Origin of the sequence: Paenibacillus sp. FSL P2-0322 (assembly GCF_037975315.1) — a bacterium.
Lineage (GTDB): Bacteria > Bacillota > Bacilli > Paenibacillales > Paenibacillaceae > Paenibacillus > Paenibacillus polymyxa_B.
The window spans coordinates 2,714,319-2,734,533 of record NZ_CP150243.1 but is presented as its reverse complement, the minus strand read 5'-3'; the positions used below and the strand labels follow the sequence as shown (position 1 = coordinate 2,734,533).

Genomic DNA, 20,215 nt, shown 5'->3' with positions numbered 1-20,215 from the left:
CCCCTTTTACTTCGCAAGTATAGCATAACTTCTGCTCACCTGGGACCAGCTAAATGATATCAGTACAATCCAACCATTAAAATTGAGCTGATATATAACTGATCTTCATTCGTTTATGAGGTGTTGCCGGGACTTTTGTTTGCCCGACTCTTGTTATTTGCAAGCCGATGTTTTATATTGACATAAGAGAAGGTCAAAAATAAAAGAGGTGACGGACGAGATGTCTCCACGCACGAAGGAACAAAACGAAGAGATCCGGCTGCGGCGTCTGGCGCAAATCCGGAAAGCCGCTGCCGATGTGTTTTTGAATAAAGGGCCTTTACTGGAAATCCGCGATGTGGCTGTGCAGGCGGGACTCGGCTATGGCACGGTATACCATTATTACAGCAATAAGGGCAATTTGCTCCACGATCTGCTATGGGACGCGTTGGAGCGGGCCGGGGGATGGCTGGAGGCCCCGCGCGCTTCGGCTTCGGGGGAGGCGCCAACGGGCTGGCATTTCGGCTTGGCTGCTGCGGCGGACACCGGGAACTCGGCTGCCGCGGATTCCCAAAGCGAAAGCCGCGAACCGGCCGCTGCCGCAGAGCTTGGCCCCGTCGCCGTCGCCGGCATTCGGCTGCTGCAGCTTTGGGCGGAGGACCACGCCCTGTACCTGCTGCATAAGCTGGCCGGTGAGGGCTTTGCCTCGCTGCCTGAAGCGCGCTCGGCCCCGCTCTCGGCCGCCTTTCGCCGGGAGGTGCTCGCGCCGCTTGCCGCGCTGCTGGAAACCGGTCATGCGGTGGACGGGACTGCCGCTTCCGGCGGAAACGCGGCGGAGCCGCCGTATCCGCTACAGCGCGCGGAAATGCTGCTGGCCGCCTTGGTCGGCTGCGCCTCGCTTTCGCTTCGCCGCGGAAAGCTGCACGAGGAGGCCATGGATATCGCCCGGTTTTTAAAATTATAGAATTGATAAGGAGCGAATAGACAAAGATGATCATTCTAAAATCACCTAGGGAAATCGAAGAAATGAAGCCGGCGAGCCAAATCGTTGCGGACTGCTACCGCGAGGTGGCCAAACTGATCGAGCCTGGGATCACCACCCGGGAAATCAATGACTTTGTTGCCAGACACATCACCAAGCTGGGCGGCAAGCAGTTTACGAAAGGGTACAACGGTTTCCCCGCCGAAACCTGCATTTCGGTCAACGATGTGGTGGCCCACGGCATTCCTTCGAACCAGGCGCTTATGGACGGCGACTTGCTGAAGCTCGACATCGTCGTGGAATACGGCGGATGGTTTGGCGATTCGTGCTGGTGCTATGCGGTGGGCAATATCCGGCCGGAAGCGCAAAAATTAATGAAGGTGACAAAGGAATGCTTGGATCTGGGGATCGCCCGGGCACTCCCGGGGGGCCGGCTCGGCGACATAACGTCGGCGATTCAACAGCATGCGGAATCAAACGGGTTTTCGGTCGTACGCGATCTGCTGGCGCATGGGATCGGGCGGAGCCTGCACGAGGAGCCAAGCTACGAGCATATCGGCGTAGCCGGCAAAGGCATTCGGTTAAAGGAAGGCATGGTGTTTACGATTGAACCGATGATCAACCAAGGTACGTTCCGTATCACGATCGACGATGATCAGTGGACGGCGAGAACGGCCGACGGCAAGTTGTCAGCGCAATATGAGCATACGATCGCAGTTACGTCGGACGGACCACTGATTTTAACGGCCCAGTAAGTATAGAGGCGAACGGACGGCAAAGCGTCATTTAGGAAATAAGTCGCCAACCCGGCCTGCTTGGCCTGATGAAAGTTCGTAATCCGAAACGCGAAAAAGCGCTGGTTCCAGCCTGGGACCAGCGCTTTTTCTACATGGTTTGTAACTTTACCGATTTACGAAAAACCACGTTGTTATGCGGTTTTTTATTATGACTTTGGTATCGTGTTACGGATTTACACTCTTTCTTGGATAGCCTGTCTTGCGTGTATTTTTTTCATTGCAAATCTTGCTATTGGCTGAGCAATCAATAGCTCAATCCAAAATGCTACACCAAAATTTCTAAACCAACTATGAAAGAAGTTCTGAAAAGGTTCTAGGCTTATTTGTTTCGTACCAACCCAAGTTCCTATAATGGTTAGAAGAACAGATAAGACCGTAACATTCAATAAAGTATTCAATAAAACTCTAGCATTAAATCCATCTGTTTGTCCTACGAATTTGGGTATCACTTTACCCACTAACGGTCCCGCAACCAATCTTACTAACAAAACAACGATAATCCACATAAACGGAATAATCTTTAGCGTTTCTAAATAATTTTCTTTACTAAAGCCGCGCTCCAATCCCATAATAATCGGGGCGATCGTGTTTACTGAAATAATTGAAATAATCAATAAAAATAATATACCTTCTTTTGCGTTTTGAGGCAGTCTTTCTTCCTTATACATATTGTTTCCCTCCGAAATAAAAATATTTCAGATGGTAGACGTATCATGCGACATATATTTTTGGTCATTAAAACTAGTACCAATATCTCTACACACTGATCTAACAATTATAACAACTTTTTTTTAAACAAATGAACGGGTTTCTAAAAATTTTTTTTGCCAGTTAATTGAACAAACTCCAACTAACTTTAATTAGAGAAATCTGATAATCTAAGTTTACCAAAAGAGACATTAAGGAGTATATGAATCAGATGAGCAACTTTCTAAGTGAATTTGAGGAAAGATTTAGGGCAGGATTTTTGGATGATCTTAAAAGCATATTGGAAGAAGTGAAGAATGAGCAGGTTTACGCTTGTGCTTTTGGCACAGACAGCGATTTTATCACCTTGTTTCTTGCTGTTAATACGGAGGAATCACTTGTTAGACATATCACAAACATGAAAGCCCAAGACCTGTGCAACAGCAAGGAAGATGAAAATTATTATAGATGGGCATTAAGCGAATATCAATATGGCGATACAACACATCTCAATCATATTAGCAAATTTCTGTATGCAACCGAAAATGTGTTTGACTATAAAGATGAAATGATAAAAATTATGGCCAAAGTAGTTAAGGAAACAGACGATGTACTTTTTAATCAATTCGGCCAATCCAAAGAAGATATTATTTTTTTCGTGTCCATGACGGATGATGATATGGCCGAGGAACTGGAAAATCAGTCCGTAATTCAGATGACAAACGCCAAATTAGTTGATGACTTCTTGCATCGTTATCAATAATACTAAATCATTCTCTTTCACATGGTTCAACTTTTTTCCAATCTCAAACACTCACTTACCAGCTACTTATTTGTAACCTTTTGAAGATAAATACGGCGCTGGAAGGTACGTTAAATGGGAAGCAGTGAGATTAACCCCTTGCTTCCCATTTACTTATTTTGCGAATAATTGTTCTTTCAACCACTGCCTATAAAACTGTAGTTGCTCTTTGGTGTGAAAATAATGTTTTCCATGTTCCATCACTTTTAGATGGCAATGAAATCGGCTTGCAAACGTAGATATGACATCATATTCACACAAGTCATCTTCAGTACCATAAAGAATGGCAGTTGGCTTATTCCATGTATCAACCGGATGTGATTTTACATAACAGTAATAATCCCAATAAAGTGTTTGCCCAATGGGTGTAGATACTTCTCTTTCAACTTTTAATCTATCCTCACTTACACTGAACCATGTCATCATATTTTTGATTATTCTCTCCATATCTAGCACTGGAGAAAGAAACAGACATTGTTTTAGTGGGAGATGATTATAAGCAAGCAAACTAAAATACGCACCCATGCTACAAGCGAAAATACTAATGTCATCCCATTGCTTTTGTGTGTAACGCATGATTATGTCAAGATCATGAACACAATTTTGAACTTTACAGACGTACGCTTCTTCTTTGCGATCACCATGTTCAGGCAAATCAAAACTAATGACTTGATACCCTTGTGCCGTTGCTTCTTCTGCAAATATAATGATCACATCATCTGCCTTGTTTGACATATTACCGTGGATAGCTATAAATATCTTATCTGATTCACCACCCCACAAAATTGCCGGAATGCCCTCGATTTTCAATTCTTGCTTTATCATTACTTTATCCTCGCTTAAAACAGCCAATGGTACGTTGTCTTCCTGATCAAAATGTTCTTTGCGATTCCACTGCTCCAAATTTATTTTGTTAGAATTCATGATCAGTACCCTACTTTCACCCGATTCAGAAAAATTGAGTGCTATATCCTATGATACTACGATGGTAAGAAAAACAAACTACGCCGCTATCATACTCATGGTATGGGAATGCGTTTGTTTTATTGTAGCGAGACTCCGGTGCAGCTTATGATTGACGATTCCGATCACCACGTCCGGCTCCATTTCATCCTGATGGGAGAGCATAACCATTGCTGCAATATCTCCCATCTGATATGCCGCCGTCAACGCTCTCAGAAAAGTTTTCGAGTTTTCACTTTCCGGTAAGGATAACTCTCCTTTGAGAAGATCCTCCCTGACTGCTCCAAGCGATTTTCGTGCCCGGTGGAGTGCAACTTTTACCGCTCCCTCCGTTGTTTCAAGCATGTCGGATGTCTCACGAATCGAATATCCAAACACATCTCGCAGCAAAAAAACAGTTCTCTGAAGCGGAGATAAATGATTCATTAAGGAATGCAACGCTATCTCGATTTCAAAAGATCCATGATCGGGTACAGTTACTTTCGCTTGTTCCCTATTCAATATCCGAGTGTAGACTGCTTTTCTCCGTATGTCATCAATCCAGGTGTTCTTAGCAATCCGTAGCAAAAGCGCTTCGGGATTTGTATGCTCGAAGCTATTTAACTTACCTAATGCTTTGATCCAAGTGTCCTGAGCCAGTTCTTCCGCATCCCAATTTGATTTCGTAAGCGACAGACAGTAACGTTTCAGGACCGCCTGTAATTCCTCCAAGTTCTCGATGTTTATTATATTATCTGTCATTTGTATAGAATCATCTATGCGCATAGGTCCTCTCCTCCACGGTCTTATTCTGCCCTTTCCTAGAGCAAAGCCATTTGCTACCTCCAATGTAAACGAACAAGTGGTTGTAAAAGTTACACCATTTACGTAAATCGTTTTCCCATTGAAACCTCCGTATCTTTTTATGGCCTCGGTTCGTTTACAAGGAGAAATCAACTGGAAACAGGAAATTGGGGGTATAAAAAATGAGTGTTTATGTGCCTTATGTTGTCGAGCAAACTGCTCAAGGTGAAAGATCGTACGATATCTATTCCAGACTATTAAAGGATCGTATTGTGTTTGTCGGGGCAGCCATTGATGACCATTTGGCTAACAGTATTATTGCTCAATTATTGTTCCTGGCGGCAGAAGATCCGGAAAAAGAAATTTACATGTATATCAACAGCCCGGGTGGCTCTACTTCCGCAGGATTTGCCATTTATGATACGATGCAGTACATCAAACCCGATGTGCACACGATATGTACGGGATTTGCTGCTTCGTTTGGCGCGATCCTTTTGCTGGCGGGCGCCAAAGGGAAACGTTCGGCGTTGCCGAACAGTGAAATCATGATCCATCAGCCGCACGGCGGCGCACAAGGTCAGGCCAGCGATATTGCGATCAGCGCAAAACGAATTTTATGGACGCGTGAAAAGGCAACCCGTATCACAGCTGAACGGACCGGGCAATCTTTTGAAAAAGTCGAAAAAGATATGGACCGGGATTTTTACATGTCCGCTCAGGAGGCACTGGAATATGGTGTTATTGATCAAGTGATAACTTCTTTGTAAAGTATGCTCAAAACCTAATGATCTGCAAGAAACTTCAAGAAATAATACGAGGTGATATCATGTTAGCAAGCTTACAAGGCAAGGAAGTAACTATTCATTTTATAGATGGGACAAATGTATGCGACGGGATATTGGATCAGATTGACGACAAGTTCGTTAAATACGTTACGCAATATCAGACGCTTGTTGTTCCTATTACATCCATTCGCACCGTATCCATTGACATTAAGGAACGGCAACGCTATAGAGTTGGATTCGCCCCATGAACCTATTCTAGCATGGGTGGCAATTACATTGTACGGAGGCCCGATATTATGGAAATTTCACAGGGGGTAGAAATGCTTCAGCTAGATTTTCATGGGAATATGATTCACCCTATTCTTTTGTGGGATCAAGAAATGGCTGTTTTAATAGACACAGGACTCCCTGGGCAAATGGAAGATTTACGCGTGGCTATGGAAAAGGTAGGCGTGTCGTTTGACCAACTAAAAGCTGTGATTTTGACGCATCAAGATGTGGATCATATAGGAAGTCTTCCTGAGATTTTGCAGGAGTGTGGCAGTCATATTAAAGTCTATGCACACGAACTGGATAAGCCGTATATTCAGGGGGAGATCCCTCTTTTAAAAGATGGTCACCTTGTGAATCCCCCGAAGGGCAAAGTGGACGATACCTTAATAGATGGTCAGGAACTGCCGTTTTGCGGCAGGATTCGCGTCATCCATACGCCTGGGCATACTCCGGGTCATATCAGCCTTTATTTAAGGCAAAGTAAAACTCTTATTGCCGGGGATTCGATGTACAGTGTAAACGGGATTCTCGCGGGAATTCATGTCCCGACCACACCCGATATAAAAGTAGCTCATCTCTCATTAAAAAAGTATTTGGATCTCGACATTGCATCCGTAGTTTGTTATCACGGGGGATTAAGTAATGTACATGTGAATGATCAGATATTAGGACTTACCCAAGGATTATAAAGTTAAAGTTCCGGTAAGTTACCTTTGGTGAAACAATGTTGTGAACGAGAAGATTATTTAAAATAACACTTTGTTAATTCGTGATTGAACTTTAACAAAGTGTTATTTTGCATTTCACAAAATAGATCTTCATTGTTTATTCCTGCAACCCATACTCCCCGTGTGCTAACTTGTATATAGATCAGACTTTAACTGATTAAAAATATATTCTTGCATTTGATCTAAAAGAAGAATGATGTTAGCATCTTTGCCATTTTTCAAGACCCACTGAATAGACATCATTGAGTTAGCAGCATATAGTTCTGCTAAATACTCTAATGCGATCGAAGTTGAAGAATTCTGTTGCTTTAAATAATCTAAGCAAGTCCTAAACAAAATTTGTTCAAATTCCTTACGTAGATCTGCTGTCACTTCATGAACGGCTAACAATGTTGAAATTTCGAGCTTATTCTTAATCATATTATCGGTTACAAGTTCTATGGCGTTTGCCACCTTGCCATCTTCCGTGGAATCAAAACGCTGCTTAATTTCAACTTTAAAATCAGAAGCATACTGTTTAACTATTTTTTCTAGCAAGTCGTACTTATCCAAATAATGACTATAAAAGGTAGAACGTCCGATAAGAGATTGATCACAGATTTTTTTGATCGTAATATCTTTAAAATCATGTTGTTGGAGTAATTCTATTAAAGCTCGCTCAATAGCTATTTTTGTTTTATAAATTCTGATATCTTCATTCATTCAACCACTTGCTCCTTATGTGTAAGTTTTCGAACACTTCATATATAACATGTAAGACATCTTACAGATTATGCGATACTAATTATTTTTTATGTAGTAACTATACTCTATAGTAAGCACATACCCAAATTGAAGGAGGAAAATATATGTTTAAATCCTATGTCAATAATGAACAATTCAATCTTCAAATTAATCGTTTTATCAATGATTATTATCAAGAAGATGATCAATACGTACCTATTAGCCGACTCGCACAAATCCAACAAGAATTAATCAATGCTGCGTCCATTACACCAAAGTATTTACTAAAGAAACAGGTGGTAGCAGGTCACAGGGAGTTAGCATTTAATGAAATGAAGAAATTCATATAACAACTGTAAAAATATATTGTTCGTACGCAACATGCCCATCAAAATCGTAGTTCCATAGCTTCAATCGTTATTATCCAATCAAAGCAGATGTTTTTTCAACAACGTCCATTCGCTCTCATTAATGCCCGATCCTTTTCTTTTAATCGCGGACATGCGTAACAGTAACCAAATTCACGATCCAAGCAATAAGCCAGGCAACAAGCTGTTTTCACTAACATTTTTTGATCAGGGATATTTGGGTGTTCAATGAAATTTGGTTTAATATTAAACGGGTTATTACGGAGTCCGAACGCACTAGCATCGACATCGTGTGTGAGCAATTTGAAAAAAGAAATGATCCTGGTTCTACTTTCTTCATCAGACGCTTCGGCCAACTCTTCTTCCATTTGAGCATACAACGCATTAACGATTTGTCCCCATAATGGAATAGCGTTTATGGGGGCCAGTTGGGACAAAAGTTGGATTATAGGCGTTACCTGTTCCCTGTAAAAGGAATCAAGCGATTTCTTCTCCCCCTCATCCCAGTCCATTATCGAAATTTGGTTAAATCGCACTTCGTTGATTTTAAATGAAAAAAGCGGATAGCCGTCAACTACATATAATTGTACGGATAAATTAGATAATGATAAATCCAACAGCAACACGTTGCCTTGATACAGCATGTGCTGCATCGCACCGCATACCCCGGCGTACCAGCTAATAAAAAAAGCTGCTGCTGCTGAACGTTCTTTAGCTTTGATGAGCGTGCCGTATGTGTCGATTAAGTGATTCATATTTTCAACTTTTAATAGATCAAATGCAGGGATGGTAAGCACGGTTTTATCGAGCTCATTCAAAGTAAGGAAAAATTTTTCTTCCAAATGTTGAAAATCAACCGTGCCCATAGCATACACTCCCATTATTGTTCTCTATTTTTCAAAAGCATGAACGACATCGTTAATAGCATGAAGATCTGCCAATGGAGACATGCCAAGACTAAACCATTCCTTGCCTCCCATCATGTGAACCTGTTTTTTTTTCACGGCTGTCATGTTTTTCCATAAAGAGCTGTTCAGCATTTCCTCATATCTATTCCGAACTTCTTGACTGGAGTCATCATCTAACTGCAAAATGATATGGTCAGGATTATATTCCGGTATTTTTTCCAATGAAATGGATAGACTTAGCTCACCCTGTGGATATTCTTTAATCGGCTTTAGACCTAATGTCTTATGGATGAAGATTCCCCGATCACTATTTTCTCCGTAAATAACGATCTCCTTCGCCATAATCATCATGTACATGACTGTCTCGTCACCAACTAGAGAATGAAGTTTCTCCTTCGCTTCAGTTTCTTTCGTTTGCAAATCCTGAATGACCTTTTCAGCCTGTTCCACTTTGCCTAGAACCTTGCCAATATCCCGTAACTCATCACGCCAATCATCCCGCTGCGGTAAAAGCACCGTTGGTGCAATTTTGGAAAGCTGAGCATAATCCTTATCGGACCACCACGTAGGGGCAATAATTAAATCCGGCTTAGAGGCCAGAATAGCTTCAAAATTAGGAGTTTGGGCAATTCCCATCTTCAGTGTATCTTTAAACGGTTCCTTTAAATAGGATGGGAAATCCGGATGATAGTTTTGTACCGCAACAGGCGTAACGCCAAGTGCATATAACAACTCTGGGTAAACAACAGAGAGTCCAATGACCCTTTTGGGCTCCGTTGGAATACTAAGGTCCCCTTTTAAAGTTGAAATAACGTGCTGCTCAGCAGTGGCTCCTTTATTCGCTTTTTCAGAATTGCTAGCTGTGTTTCCTGCATTATTGGCTCCACAAGCAGTACTTACAATGACGAACAATACGATAATTAAACCTGCGATTATATGTCGTTGTTGCTTCATTCTTCGGTGGTCCTCCTGATCATTTGATTTATTTATGACAACCTCTAATTAAAATTGATTATCATTATCATATATTAGGAGTATAGATGAATTTATAATTTCGGAATATTGACGATAGCGACTTTTTTTCATGCACGATCCCGCCAAATCTTTAAAACTTCATCCAGCATAAGCTCATGAGTGAAAGCCGTATATTCTACCCAAGGATATGAGGGAAGGAAGTCCACCCGGCTGTTCCTGACAGCTTTCAAATCACTCCATAGCTTAGAATTCATGAGTGTTTGCCAACTTAATTGTGACTGAATGTCCTCGTCTACGATGAGCAATAAACGATCTGGATCAAAATTCGCTAGTTGGTCAGGCGTTATCTGCTGATTTTGACTCAAAAGATCGACGCCTTGCACAGGCAGAACATGCAGATCATCGTAAAATACTGTGCCTAGGCTTCTACTGCCCAAAACATTGTAACGATCACCGGTGATTCTCAGAATGAGGAGACGATCATCCTTGAATACATGTTTCACTTGCTCTCTTACAAAAAGAGCCCTTCGATCATATTTTTCAAGCCAAGTCTCGGCTGCTACGGTCTTGTCCAGAAATTTCCCAATTAAGCGCAAATGCGTACGCCAATCGTTCTTCACCCAGGGTACAAAAAATGCAGGTGCAATTTTCCTCAGCATTTCCTGTTCCTCAGGAGATACCAGAGTGTCGATACCAACAATAAAATCGGGTTCAGCAAGTCGAATTTCTTCTCTCTTGATCCATTGATTTGAACTTAGAGGAAGCACGGCATCCATGTGATACTTTCGCTTGTAATAACCAGTCCATGGGTGATCGGCTGGTGCGGCGAAAGGATTAATTTGAAGCGCAATCAATTGTCCAATGTTGGGGAAATCGTAGGCGACTATTTTTTTTCTGCTGTTCTGCATAAATGCCGCTGGAGGCACGCCCGATACCTGTTTAAATTTGCGCCGAAAATAAGTATCGTCATGGTAACCTACATGTCGTGCAATATCTCGAAGACGATTTTGCCCACCCGACCTCATCAGCTGTTGTGCCTGCTCGATTCGGAACACTGCCAAATAGTCGATCGCGCTGCAGCCATACCTTTTTTTGAATAATCGCATAAAATGACGGGTACTCATTCCCCCCACCTTGGCCAAGTGATCGATTGTCAGTTCTTTCTGGTAATGCTGCTCTATATAGCCTTTGATATAGTCTAGGGCTGTTTCCGAATCGTTTCCTTGTTCAAGATGGGCATCTTGCAAGATGGTATGCAGCAGTTCTTGAAAGAGAATTTGCCCGCGAAATCGTTTTAAATGATCCTCATCCTGCAAGTATTGGTTAATGGTATCGCACAACGTATTAACAGAAACAGGCGACGTAACGATAACTTCCCCTTTAGCCGGAAACGGGCTGTTCTTCTTAATAATCTGCATCGAATGGGCTGAAGATACCTCATCGTCCATAACATCAAATCGAAGATAATAAAACCCTCGTTCATCAAAGGAGTGCGCGGCTGCTTCGATGAGTTCTCCTGGCGTACACACGTAAACGCTGCCCTGTCGAAGTTCGGTGAATTGCCCATCAATCGTTAGCCAGCCTTGACCGCTTGCCGCAACAAGAATCGTGTGGGATTCGATAAACTGAAGTCTTAGCTCCCAATCATTTGCTTGATTCTTGATATGCTCAATTTCTCGTAGCTTGAAACACATCCCTTCGAGGGGTGCATATTCTTTATGTTTAAAGTTCTTTTCTATATCAACCAAGTAATCTCACCGCCCTCATACTAGCTAAAACATTTAACCTTGATACAAGTCAGACTTTAACTGATTAATAATATATTCTTGCATTTGATCTAAAAGAAAAATGATGTTCGCATCTTTGCCATTTTTCAAAACCCACTGAATAGACATCAAGCATACTGTTTAACTATTTTTTCTAGCAAGTCGTACTTATCTAAATAATGACTATAAAAGGTAGAACGTCCGATAAGAGATTGATCACAGATTTTTTTGATCGTAATATCTTTAAAATCATGTTGTTGGAGTAATTCTATTAAAGCTCGCTCAATAGCTATTTTTGTTTATAAATTCTGATATCTTCATTCATTTAACCACTTGCTCCTTATGTGTAAGTTTTCGAACAATTCATATATAACATGTAAGATATCTTACAGATTATGCGATACTAATTATTTTTTATGTAGTAACTATACTCTATAGTAAGCACATACCCAAATTGAAGGAGGACAATATATGTTTAAATCCTATGTCAATAACGAACAGTTCAATCTTCAAATTAATCGTTTTATCAATGATTATTATCAAGAAGATGATCGAGCACAAGCTGACTTGGAAAAGATGATTCCGAAATTAAAAGACACCCATAGCTGGTATGAAGCTTGGCTCAATTTTGCAAAGAAACGCGAAGACAGCAAGGACTTTGACTTAGCCTCAGTCTACTATCAAGCTGCAGAATTTTATCTTGCAACCACAGACCCCAATAAAGAAAAAATGTATCGAAAATATAGAGAAATGTTCTATAAAGGCTTTCATGATTTTGATTATGAATCCTACAAGATTCCCTATGAAGACTCGTATCTTCCTGCTGTAAAATTATTGACACCTGGAGCTACGAAGACATTACTTGTCTTTGGTGGCTATGATTCTTACATGGAAGAGATGCTTAAAATGATGAGATTTATGAAGGGAATTGATTACAATATTATTGTATTCGATGGCCCTGGCCAAGGAACTGCTTTAAAAAACGGCCTAAAATTCATTCATAACTGGGAAAAGCCCATATCAACGGTGATTGATTATTTCAAATTAGATCGTGTTAGTCTCGTAGGTGCTTCTTGGGGAGGATATTTAGCAATGCGTGCGGCAGCCTTCGAAAAGAGAATCGATAAAGTAGTTGCTTTTAACATTTTCTATTGTGGTTTAGATGTCTTAAAAATGGGAATGTCAGAAGAGACTTACCAGAGCATAGTGCAGCTAGTCGATCGTAATGAAGTAGATCAAGTGAATTCATTATTCGAACAGATGATGACTCACAATATTGATTTGCATTGGAAGATTACCAAAGGGATGGAAAACACCGGTGTAGCAACGCCTTTTGATCTCATTAAAAATTTCGAAAAGCACACGATGCAAGGCTTTGGAGCATTCATTAATCAAGATGTTCTTTTATTAGCTGGAGAAGATGATCAATACGTACCTATTAGCCGACTCGCACAAATCCAACAAGAATTAATCAATGCTGCGTCCATTACAACCAAAGTATTTACTAAAGAAACAGGTGGTGAGCAACACTGCCAAGCAGGCCACAGGGAGTTAGCATTTAATGAAATGAAGAAGTTCCTATAACAAAGAGATATAAATACTATAATTTCTCGCATAAAAAATTCAGAGTATTGTTAATGCGGATATTAAGTAAATATTTAAAAGAATTATGTATAACGAATGGTTTCCCCAAAAGGGGAAACCGCCTTTTTTACGTCTCATTTTGATCTGCGTATTTAATAAGAATTTTATCCCCTATGATTTTTTTTATTTCTGGGTAGGTTAAATGATCTAATCCTTTATTTGTTCCTACAATAATTATACCTTCATCATCAGATCCGCTAAATTAGCGGCTTTTTTGTTTTAAAAGTGCTGGCGCGTCAGTCCTTTTTTTATAAAACATCAACGTGGTTTCCATATATCGCAAAACCGAGAATGGATGGTATAATGAAGGATGATTTAAAGGAATCTGTAGTGTAGTGAAGGGATGATTCATATTGATAAATCACGATAATCTTGAAGAGTATCGAGACCCGATTAATTATGATCTTGAATTTGGCGGTGAGACTAATAAATACAATTTCTATCTTGATATGGCTAGATTGAACCCAGGCGAGGTTCTGGAACTTGCATGTGGTACAGGATTGACAACCATTCATTTATCAAAATCGGGGATACATATAACAGGTGTTGACATTTCTTCATCGATGCTTGAATATGCGTGGGTTAAAGCTCAAGGTTTGCCTGTGGATTTTATTGAAGCTGATGCTCGTACATTCGATTCCGAAAAGCGTTTTTCCATGATTTATTTGACAGGAAATGCATTCCAGGCATTTTTGAGCGATGACGATCAACGAGCCTTACTCGAAACCGTCTACAAGCACCTAGAATCAAATGGGATATTTGTTTTTGAAACACGAAATTCCTTGGGAACCGATTTATCCAACCAAGAGGAAAGCATCTGGGGAAATTTTATCGATAAAGATGGAATTAAAGTCAAGATATCTGGGACACAGTCGTATGATTCAAGTAACCAGATCATGCACTGGGTCACGTTCCGTGATTGGGGATCGGAGAAAACAATTTCTCGAATTGCATGTCGCTTTACTGATAATGACACGCTTCAGCGTTTATTAACGAGCCGCGGCTTTTGTATCGAAAATCAATATTCGGACTGGGATAAAACACCGTTTACCCCTTTATCTCCTTCCATCATTACTGTTTGTCGAAAACATGGAGCCTAAAACGAATAATCCCGGAATGTTCATCCCAAGTGTTTGACGACCGCGCGTAAGATATCTATGTCATTCGCATGTTTTTGAAGGAACAACAGGCTATTCCAGTGATTCCCGGAAAGAAAAATCGCCGAGTCATCCCTTGCGGTGGAGGAATATTTGGAAACAGTTCGGCAGAATCGTCAGATTGGCTTTGTACGTCGGGAAGCAGCAATAACTAAAAAGGGTGGAATTGATAAACTATATCAATTCCACCCTTTTTTTGTGTGACGAGTTCAGTCTCTTTTCTTGGTACCGCTTTTTACTGTGAAAAACAACAATGATAAGAAGAATAGAGCCTGTGAAGTTTTAACCATCAACCGGATTCCTTCACCTGAATCTTTTATATCAAACAGAATATCAGCTATGGATACCAAACCTGTAGTAATAAGTATAATCAATGCGAGTATGTACACGTTTAGTCCCCCTTTTGTTCGGTTTTACAGCAGGAAGAAGACAATAGCTCTGGATGCGGGTTCGGCCAACCATGCAGGCAACCCAACATATTTTAAGGCGTAAGCAAGACCGTCCTCTGCTGTGCCTGTGAAATCTACCATGATATCCAAAGCTTGCATTATTACTTGATAGCCAAGATAATATTTCAAAGTTTCTTTTGCACCGTCGGTCAAAAGTGGTATCTTATCTACATAAATTTTTATCTGTTCATTCCAAGCACGTGATCCAATATTCTTTAGTTTAGAAATTAATTCTAACGCAATTTCTTAAACTTTTGCATAAAATCAATCCTCTCTTCATATATTTGGTATTTTAATCAATATAATAACATGAATTATATATACTTGTAAAATAGGGAGATATAGTAGATGATTTTTCCTGTAATAATATCTATTCATAGGATTTGGATAATAAATGGTTATTATAACCTGTGAAAAGAGACTGTTTATTGAATGATTTTTGACCGAATGATGGCCGTTCGTTAGACTTTCAGCGTGATATATTTGTATCATGGAAAATCAAATAAGGATCACATCCACAGCTTTCGAGCCTCGGTGAACCAGGTCGGCCAATGTGCCGGCCTTTTGATTTTTCAACAAAACCATATTAGGAGAACATAAATCATGTCTACAGAAGCAAGTGCAGTAAGAAACGGTGCGTACGCATATTTGGTAAATATATTGAGTCTCAAAATCATATACTTCAAACAATAAATGGATGCGCATACGTCTGTTCCCTTCTTGCTCTAAACCTAAATGAAATCCTTCGACTAAATAGCGAAATATTCGCTAAAAATAAATAGCGATTATTTCGCTGGGATATTCTTGGTTTGGAGGTGAGAAGATGTACCAAAGAATCCGAGATTTGCGTGAAGATAGAGATTTGACTCAAACCCAAATGGCTGAATATTTGAATTGTAGTCAACGAATTTATAGCAATTACGAACGCGGCGATGTTGATATTCCTACAAGGATTCTAATCAAACTAGCTGATTTCCATAACACAAGCACAGACTACTTGTTAAACAGAACGAAACAAAAAAAACCTTATCCGGCAGGCTAGCTACTTTTAGAAATAAAAAAGGTAACTCCTCATGAAGGAGCTACCTTTCAAAAATTTTTATAATCGCCCCCTCCAATCTTCTGAACTACCTATTTTAACCCTTCTTTCCCGTCAAATACTTCAATCATTATTAGTGCCCCCATTTTATAACCCTCAATATAAGCCGAAGCGGACAATAAGGAAATTAAAACATCTTGTAAATCAGAAAGTTCTTCAATTAATTTGTAATCCTGTTCTGGCAATTTTGTTTTGAGGGCTTCCTCAGCATCAGCTATTCTCTGAGAGACCAGTTCAAACTCAGTGTCTTTCGATTTGATTCGTTCACTTGGGTTACATTTTCCGTAATAAAAGTTCTCCAAGATACTCATGATCTACTCCTTCTTGATATGTATTATTAACCCTCCGACTAATTTTAGCGAATTATTCGCTAAAAATCAATAGCGATTATTTCGCTAAGATATTCTTAGTTCGAGGTGAATATGATGTATCAACGGATTCGAGATTTACGTGAAGATAAAGATTTGACTCAAACTCAAATGGCCGGTTATCTGAATTGTAGCCAGCGGATATACAGCAATTATGAACGTGGGGAAATAGACATTCCAACGGAGATCTTAATTAGACTAGCTAATTTCCACCATACAAGCACAGACTATTTACTAAATAGAACAAACCAAATAAAGCCCTACCCGGCAGGATAACAGCTTTACCGAGTTCCCCCAAGGCTTGATAAGTCGGATGCTTCAAATTGTTTCGTATAAACCATTTCAAGATCGCTTCCGTCTCGGCGGTACCGAGACGCAACGCAGTAGCGTACTTCATCATTTGATCGTATTGCTAGCGGATCAGCTCCCAGTTGATCGGCCTCGTAAGAACCAGTTGCAGGTTGGAATAAGCATCGGCCATGCCGGGTTCGGGCCGATACAGTTTCTGTGAATGGATCGCCTTAAGACGCGGCATGAGCTGGTAGCCTAGCAAATAGCAGAAGGCAAACGCGACTTCGCTCTGTCCATGTGAATCGACATAGTTCTTCTCGACTTCCATATCGGTACAGTGACGAAGCAATCCCTCCATCATGGCGGCGACTTCCGACGAGGAACATGATTTGAGCTGCGAGTAAATGCACGTTGAATTTTTCTCGACATGCCAGTAAATCATCACGCCGCGGCCTCGGTACCGGATGTGCCATTCCGTCATGAGATTCTGATCCCATGCGCCGAATTTCTTGGAGTCTGACGCGCAGGACGTGGTACCCTCGCCCCAAACCTCTTGCATCCTCACCTTGAAAATGTGGTTGACGACATCAGCTATGGCATTTCGCAAATTGTCTTTATGAATGAACTTCCTTCGCACATAGAGCAGGTCCTTATATGACTCGCCATGATCCCCGGCACTCACACGTTTCAGTCCAGTGTTGGTGCCAAGTCCATAGAGTGAGAGAATCAATCTTTTTTGCAGCGTTAGCTCATGAAACGAAACTTGGCCGTTGTCTTCAAAGGCATATCTTCACCAGTATCATCGAGCATAGCGATGCTTTCAATGAGGGCATCCAATTTCGCTGGTGATGAAATAGGCAGTTTCAGGATTGTCGCTTGGAAAAAATTTTCTTCGTGGGTATGAATGGCGGAACGGATCAGACGTTCAATACGTTCAGGTGACGGTGGTTCTACATTCAGTTCCCGGGAACCGACCGTAAACCGATTCCTTTATATGTTACCACTCCTGGCTACGATGAAGGACATGCTGGCATAGCCATTCCGACATCTCTTGTGAATCTTGAACGGTATTTTCTCGAAAACCAAAAAATTCTCGGATTTGAGCGCGGTGATATTTGATCATCCGACCGTTCCAATCGTATTGTGCATACAGTTCTGCCGGCACTTCGATTTGCTTGGCGATGTATGAAATGACGGCCTTAGGAACTTCAAATTTATGGAACGGAAATCGCGCCTCGTATTGGAAGAACTTAAACATGACTGCGAAACCGATCCTCGTCTCACTGCTCTTATTCCCTATTTGCTGCATTTCGTTCGGGAGATAGGTAAAATGCTCAATCAGCTCGTCCAGTTCCCAATTTCGCTTCATGTAATCCCCTCCGAATAAAGTTCCTATTACTGTGAGTATCGGAACTTAGCGCTTGAAATAAGTATATCCAAGCTGTATATTTTAGACAATATGAGTCTCAAACAACTCGAAGTTCCATATACAAAAATTAATTCGGAACTTTTATTTATTCATGGGGACTAAGCTAACGGACAGTTTAACGCAACAATATTCTGGAGCAGTAGCCTTAGATTCAGGTTATTTAACGACCCCGATTTGCAAAGGCCTTCAAGATCGAAACATTCGCAGTATGTGTGTCCGCAACAGTAAGAATTGCCCTACCGAACTACGGATGGACGGAGAATTAGCAAAAGAAACCCGAAGTCTCATAAAAGACGTGGGTTTCTCGTCAATCTGAGTAGCCTTTAGGACTACTTTTTATTTCCCAATATTAAACCAACCGGGCATTGCTTGAATTACATTCCAAAGTTTTTCTGGAATATTAAGCTGGTTGAGTTTCGAAACGTTCAACTCAGAATCTACCTCGGCTTCACGTCCATTTGCGACCTTTTCAACCCAGTTAGGATCCATAATTAACGCATGCCCAATGGCGACTAGCGGCAATCCTAATTCCGCAGCTTGAAGAGCATCATCCGGTGTTAGTATGGAACCAGCAGCCATCACAGGTATCTTACCGTTTGCTCTTTCAAGAATTAATTCAAGCCGTGTTTTTTCATCTTGACTATCTACTGGCTTTGAAGACACATTATCTAATGAAGCATGAATATAATCTAAATCCTGTTCAACAAGGAAATCAATTAATTCATACGTGTCTTTCATACGTAATCCGTCCACTTTGTGGGATTCTTCAGGGGAAAGCCGGAAACCAATCATAAATGGTTTTGCAGCATGTTTTTCAATGACATTTTTGATTTCGTTAATAATCGCCAATGGAAAACGCAAGCGATTTTCAAGTGATCCTCCCCATTGGTCCGTCCGTTGATTCGTTGCTGGCGACCAGAAGTTTTGAATTAAAAATCCATGTGCCCCATGAATTTCGACGCCATCAAATCCGGCTTCAATCGCTCGTCTTGTTGTATCTCCAAAAGCACGTACAATCGACAAAATCTCCTCATGTGATAGTTCTCTTGTTTCTGGCGTTGAACCTAAATTAGTAATTTCGGGTTGCAATGCACTCGCACTAACTGCATCCAAATCGGGCAAAGCTTTATTGCCAGCATGAAAAATCTGTAGGATCGCTGGAGAGCCTCCACTTTTCGCTGCTTCAGCTAATTTTCGTAAACTTGGAGTAAATTCATCATTGTACCCAGCGAATTCATTCGTAAAACCCTGCCCATTAGGTGTAACATGAGTACACCCTGTAATGACGAGTCCTACTCCATTCACTCTTTGTTTGTAATACTTTACTTCGTCATCCGAAATGGTAAGATCGTCATTGCTTGACCAGGTGGTCATAGGTGCCATAACGATACTATTCTTCATTGTTATTCCACTTCTGAATGTGAAGGGTTCAAATAACCTACTGTATTTTTGATTCATTTCCTTAACCTCGCTATCATATTTTATTTTCTGTTTCAGTGTAATTGGTTACCGTTACAGTAGGTCAAGGATTTATTTTTATATGATTACATGTAGAATTATTGTGTTTTCGATCTTTTCATGATATATATTTAGTTACAGTAACTGTAACTAAAGGTGGGACAAATAGATGTTATATTCAATGACATATGTAGTGGAGAATTTAAATGTATCTGCAAAGACACTTAGGTTTTATGAAGAGCAGGGGATATTACCAAATATATCTCGTGACGAAAAAGGTCGTAGAGTTTATAACCAACAACAAATAGATTGGATTTCTTTTATTCGTTGTCTCAAAGAGACAGGAATGCCTCTTTCAAAAATCAAGGATTACAAGGAACTTTATGAATTGGGAAATAGCACCTATTTGCAAAGAGAAGAAATGTTGATGCAGCATAAATTGGAAGTTCAGAAGAAAATTGACAAAAGTCAAAAACACTTGGAAGAAATAAACTATAAACTAGCCATGTATGAACTTCAGAAAGAAGAGGTTATGAAAAACCCCAACTATAACTTTAAATGTCACGGTCACGGCCTGGAGATTAAGATGGTGAATTAATGTAATGTACTTGCGCTAACGGGAAACGATAGTTCAATCTCCAACTAAGACTAGGCTGCCGATCAATGTCGGCAGCCTAGCTCTGTCTTTGCACATTAACGTAAACAACCCAACAAGATAAATGTAGGTTTATTCCATACGTTTGAGACGCAGGAATTTCTCCAATCATAGCGAAATTCCCAGAACTTATATTTAACATATTT

General features: G+C 40.7%; 22 protein-coding genes and 2 pseudogenes. 12 read left to right on the top strand and 12 right to left on the bottom strand.

Annotation, left to right across the window (positions count from 1 at the left end; all coding sequences use genetic code 11):
* The first annotated feature begins 220 nt into the window (after positions 1 to 220).
* Positions 221 to 943, top strand: a complete 723-nt coding sequence (locus MKY24_RS12110) for a TetR family transcriptional regulator (protein ID WP_028541339.1) — start codon at positions 221 to 223, stop codon at positions 941 to 943.
* Positions 944 to 969: 26 nt separating this feature from the next.
* The gene (gene map / locus MKY24_RS12105) at positions 970 to 1,716 is read left to right on the top strand and encodes a type I methionyl aminopeptidase (protein WP_023988527.1); all 747 of its coding nucleotides are present in this window, start codon (positions 970 to 972) and stop codon (positions 1,714 to 1,716) included.
* Between the two features lie 215 nt (positions 1,717 to 1,931).
* Here the strand turns inward: map and MKY24_RS12100 are convergent, their stop codons facing one another.
* On the bottom strand, positions 1,932 to 2,426 hold the full coding sequence (locus tag MKY24_RS12100) for a hypothetical protein (protein ID WP_053325395.1): 495 nt from the start codon (positions 2,424 to 2,426) through the stop codon (positions 1,932 to 1,934).
* A 242-nt stretch (positions 2,427 to 2,668) separates the two neighbouring features.
* Here MKY24_RS12100 and MKY24_RS12095 point away from each other — a divergent pair, with 242 nt between their 5' ends.
* On the top strand, positions 2,669 to 3,208 hold the full coding sequence (locus MKY24_RS12095) for a DUF4303 domain-containing protein (protein WP_339202082.1): 540 nt from the start codon (positions 2,669 to 2,671) through the stop codon (positions 3,206 to 3,208).
* 153 nt (positions 3,209 to 3,361) lie between these two features.
* Here the strand turns inward: MKY24_RS12095 and MKY24_RS12090 are convergent, their stop codons facing one another.
* Entirely contained in the window at positions 3,362 to 4,072 is a 711-nt protein-coding gene (locus tag MKY24_RS12090; RefSeq protein WP_339202309.1) for an alpha/beta hydrolase, read from the bottom strand.
* Positions 4,073 to 4,249: 177 nt separating this feature from the next.
* The gene (locus MKY24_RS12085) at positions 4,250 to 4,951 is read right to left on the bottom strand and encodes an RNA polymerase sigma factor (RefSeq protein WP_339202080.1); all 702 of its coding nucleotides are present in this window, start codon (positions 4,949 to 4,951) and stop codon (positions 4,250 to 4,252) included.
* 224 nt (positions 4,952 to 5,175) lie between these two features.
* On the opposite strand from MKY24_RS12085, the gene clpP reads away from it, so the two are divergent.
* Genes clpP through MKY24_RS12070 form a run of 3 tightly spaced genes read left to right on the top strand, consistent with a single transcriptional unit; the run spans position 5,176 to position 6,740 of the window.
* Positions 5,176 to 5,760 carry an ATP-dependent Clp endopeptidase proteolytic subunit ClpP gene (clpP, locus tag MKY24_RS12080; RefSeq protein WP_013310269.1) on the top strand — a complete coding sequence of 195 codons (585 nt, stop codon included), beginning with the start codon at positions 5,176 to 5,178 and terminating at the stop codon, positions 5,758 to 5,760.
* A 59-nt stretch (positions 5,761 to 5,819) separates the two neighbouring features.
* Positions 5,820 to 6,026, top strand: a complete 207-nt coding sequence (locus tag MKY24_RS12075; protein WP_071558774.1) for a hypothetical protein — start codon at positions 5,820 to 5,822, stop codon at positions 6,024 to 6,026.
* 48 nt (positions 6,027 to 6,074) lie between these two features.
* Entirely contained in the window at positions 6,075 to 6,740 is a 666-nt protein-coding gene (locus tag MKY24_RS12070) for an MBL fold metallo-hydrolase (protein ID WP_028541346.1), read from the top strand.
* 165 nt (positions 6,741 to 6,905) lie between these two features.
* On the opposite strand, the gene MKY24_RS12065 is transcribed toward MKY24_RS12070, so the two are convergent.
* Positions 6,906 to 7,481, bottom strand: a complete 576-nt coding sequence (locus MKY24_RS12065) for a TetR family transcriptional regulator (RefSeq protein ID WP_068939468.1) — start codon at positions 7,479 to 7,481, stop codon at positions 6,906 to 6,908.
* A gap of 218 nt (positions 7,482 to 7,699) precedes the next feature.
* Here MKY24_RS12065 and MKY24_RS12060 point away from each other — a divergent pair.
* Positions 7,700 to 7,852, top strand: a pseudogene (locus MKY24_RS12060) (alpha/beta hydrolase); the annotation flags it as partial.
* A 95-nt stretch (positions 7,853 to 7,947) separates the two neighbouring features.
* Here the strand turns inward: MKY24_RS12060 and MKY24_RS12055 are convergent.
* From MKY24_RS12055 to MKY24_RS12040, 4 genes are all read right to left on the bottom strand, one after another.
* The gene (locus MKY24_RS12055) at positions 7,948 to 8,736 is read right to left on the bottom strand and encodes a hypothetical protein (protein WP_068940986.1); all 789 of its coding nucleotides are present in this window, start codon (positions 8,734 to 8,736) and stop codon (positions 7,948 to 7,950) included.
* A gap of 24 nt (positions 8,737 to 8,760) precedes the next feature.
* Positions 8,761 to 9,732, bottom strand: a complete 972-nt coding sequence (locus MKY24_RS12050; protein ID WP_023988518.1) for an ABC transporter substrate-binding protein — start codon at positions 9,730 to 9,732, stop codon at positions 8,761 to 8,763.
* Positions 9,733 to 9,860: 128 nt separating this feature from the next.
* A complete protein-coding gene (locus MKY24_RS12045; RefSeq protein ID WP_316243668.1) occupies positions 9,861 to 11,501 on the bottom strand; it encodes a helix-turn-helix domain-containing protein in 1,641 nt (546 codons plus the stop codon).
* A gap of 146 nt (positions 11,502 to 11,647) precedes the next feature.
* A complete protein-coding gene (locus tag MKY24_RS12040; RefSeq protein WP_233903895.1) occupies positions 11,648 to 11,743 on the bottom strand; it encodes a hypothetical protein in 96 nt (31 codons plus the stop codon).
* Between the two features lie 247 nt (positions 11,744 to 11,990).
* Between MKY24_RS12040 and MKY24_RS12035 the strand changes: the two genes are divergently transcribed.
* Together MKY24_RS12035 and MKY24_RS12030 are read left to right on the top strand one after the other, a co-directional pair.
* A complete protein-coding gene (locus MKY24_RS12035; RefSeq protein ID WP_339202077.1) occupies positions 11,991 to 13,103 on the top strand; it encodes an alpha/beta hydrolase in 1,113 nt (370 codons plus the stop codon).
* A 413-nt stretch (positions 13,104 to 13,516) separates the two neighbouring features.
* On the top strand, positions 13,517 to 14,263 hold the full coding sequence (locus MKY24_RS12030; protein ID WP_339202074.1) for a class I SAM-dependent methyltransferase: 747 nt from the start codon (positions 13,517 to 13,519) through the stop codon (positions 14,261 to 14,263).
* A gap of 470 nt (positions 14,264 to 14,733) precedes the next feature.
* Here the strand turns inward: MKY24_RS12030 and MKY24_RS12025 are convergent, their stop codons facing one another.
* Complete coding sequence (locus tag MKY24_RS12025; RefSeq protein WP_149094206.1) at positions 14,734 to 14,922, bottom strand: hypothetical protein; 189 nt, start codon at positions 14,920 to 14,922, stop codon at positions 14,734 to 14,736.
* A gap of 670 nt (positions 14,923 to 15,592) precedes the next feature.
* On the opposite strand from MKY24_RS12025, the gene MKY24_RS12020 reads away from it, so the two are divergent.
* A complete protein-coding gene (locus MKY24_RS12020) occupies positions 15,593 to 15,811 on the top strand; it encodes a helix-turn-helix transcriptional regulator (RefSeq protein WP_044645949.1) in 219 nt (72 codons plus the stop codon).
* 89 nt (positions 15,812 to 15,900) lie between these two features.
* Here the strand turns inward: MKY24_RS12020 and MKY24_RS12015 are convergent, their stop codons facing one another.
* Positions 15,901 to 16,179 carry a DUF6809 family protein gene (locus MKY24_RS12015; RefSeq protein WP_254351656.1) on the bottom strand — a complete coding sequence of 93 codons (279 nt, stop codon included), beginning with the start codon at positions 16,177 to 16,179 and terminating at the stop codon, positions 15,901 to 15,903.
* A gap of 111 nt (positions 16,180 to 16,290) precedes the next feature.
* Here MKY24_RS12015 and MKY24_RS12010 point away from each other — a divergent pair, with 111 nt between their 5' ends.
* Positions 16,291 to 16,512 (top strand): helix-turn-helix transcriptional regulator, encoded by a 222-nt coding sequence (locus MKY24_RS12010; RefSeq protein WP_339202068.1) that lies wholly within the window; start codon positions 16,291 to 16,293, stop codon positions 16,510 to 16,512.
* Here the strand turns inward: MKY24_RS12010 and MKY24_RS12005 are convergent.
* Positions 16,511 to 17,896: pseudogene (locus tag MKY24_RS12005) on the bottom strand (Tn3 family transposase); the annotation flags it as partial. The gene MKY24_RS12010 and the pseudogene MKY24_RS12005 overlap by 2 nt on opposite strands.
* A 396-nt stretch (positions 17,897 to 18,292) precedes the next feature.
* Positions 18,293 to 19,414 carry an NADH-dependent flavin oxidoreductase gene (locus MKY24_RS12000; RefSeq protein WP_339202066.1) on the bottom strand — a complete coding sequence of 374 codons (1,122 nt, stop codon included), beginning with the start codon at positions 19,412 to 19,414 and terminating at the stop codon, positions 18,293 to 18,295.
* Positions 19,415 to 19,583: 169 nt separating this feature from the next.
* On the opposite strand from MKY24_RS12000, the gene MKY24_RS11995 reads away from it, so the two are divergent.
* Positions 19,584 to 20,012, top strand: a complete 429-nt coding sequence (locus tag MKY24_RS11995) for a MerR family transcriptional regulator (protein WP_339202064.1) — start codon at positions 19,584 to 19,586, stop codon at positions 20,010 to 20,012.
* The last annotated feature ends 203 nt before the right edge of the window (positions 20,013 to 20,215 follow it).

Coding starts and splice junctions, on each gene's coding strand:
- MKY24_RS12010 (WP_339202068.1), top strand. CDS start 16,291: ATGATGTATCAACGGATTCGAGATTTACGTGAAGATAAAGATTTGACT.
- MKY24_RS12110 (WP_028541339.1), top strand. CDS start 221: ATGTCTCCACGCACGAAGGAACAAAACGAAGAGATCCGGCTGCGGCGT.
- MKY24_RS12050 (WP_023988518.1), bottom strand. CDS start 9,732: ATGAAGCAACAACGACATATAATCGCAGGTTTAATTATCGTATTGTTC.
- MKY24_RS12070 (WP_028541346.1), top strand. CDS start 6,075: ATGGAAATTTCACAGGGGGTAGAAATGCTTCAGCTAGATTTTCATGGG.
- MKY24_RS11995 (WP_339202064.1), top strand. CDS start 19,584: ATGTTATATTCAATGACATATGTAGTGGAGAATTTAAATGTATCTGCA.
- map (WP_023988527.1), top strand. CDS start 970: ATGATCATTCTAAAATCACCTAGGGAAATCGAAGAAATGAAGCCGGCG.
- MKY24_RS12085 (WP_339202080.1), bottom strand. CDS start 4,951: ATGACAGATAATATAATAAACATCGAGAACTTGGAGGAATTACAGGCG.
- MKY24_RS12015 (WP_254351656.1), bottom strand. CDS start 16,179: ATGAGTATCTTGGAGAACTTTTATTACGGAAAATGTAACCCAAGTGAA.
- MKY24_RS12020 (WP_044645949.1), top strand. CDS start 15,593: ATGTACCAAAGAATCCGAGATTTGCGTGAAGATAGAGATTTGACTCAA.
- MKY24_RS12055 (WP_068940986.1), bottom strand. CDS start 8,736: ATGGGCACGGTTGATTTTCAACATTTGGAAGAAAAATTTTTCCTTACT.
- MKY24_RS12100 (WP_053325395.1), bottom strand. CDS start 2,426: ATGTATAAGGAAGAAAGACTGCCTCAAAACGCAAAAGAAGGTATATTA.
- MKY24_RS12000 (WP_339202066.1), bottom strand. CDS start 19,414: ATGAATCAAAAATACAGTAGGTTATTTGAACCCTTCACATTCAGAAGT.
- MKY24_RS12095 (WP_339202082.1), top strand. CDS start 2,669: ATGAATCAGATGAGCAACTTTCTAAGTGAATTTGAGGAAAGATTTAGG.
- MKY24_RS12090 (WP_339202309.1), bottom strand. CDS start 4,072: ATGATAAAGCAAGAATTGAAAATCGAGGGCATTCCGGCAATTTTGTGG.
- MKY24_RS12065 (WP_068939468.1), bottom strand. CDS start 7,481: ATGAATGAAGATATCAGAATTTATAAAACAAAAATAGCTATTGAGCGA.
- clpP (WP_013310269.1), top strand. CDS start 5,176: ATGAGTGTTTATGTGCCTTATGTTGTCGAGCAAACTGCTCAAGGTGAA.
- MKY24_RS12075 (WP_071558774.1), top strand. CDS start 5,820: ATGTTAGCAAGCTTACAAGGCAAGGAAGTAACTATTCATTTTATAGAT.
- MKY24_RS12035 (WP_339202077.1), top strand. CDS start 11,991: ATGTTTAAATCCTATGTCAATAACGAACAGTTCAATCTTCAAATTAAT.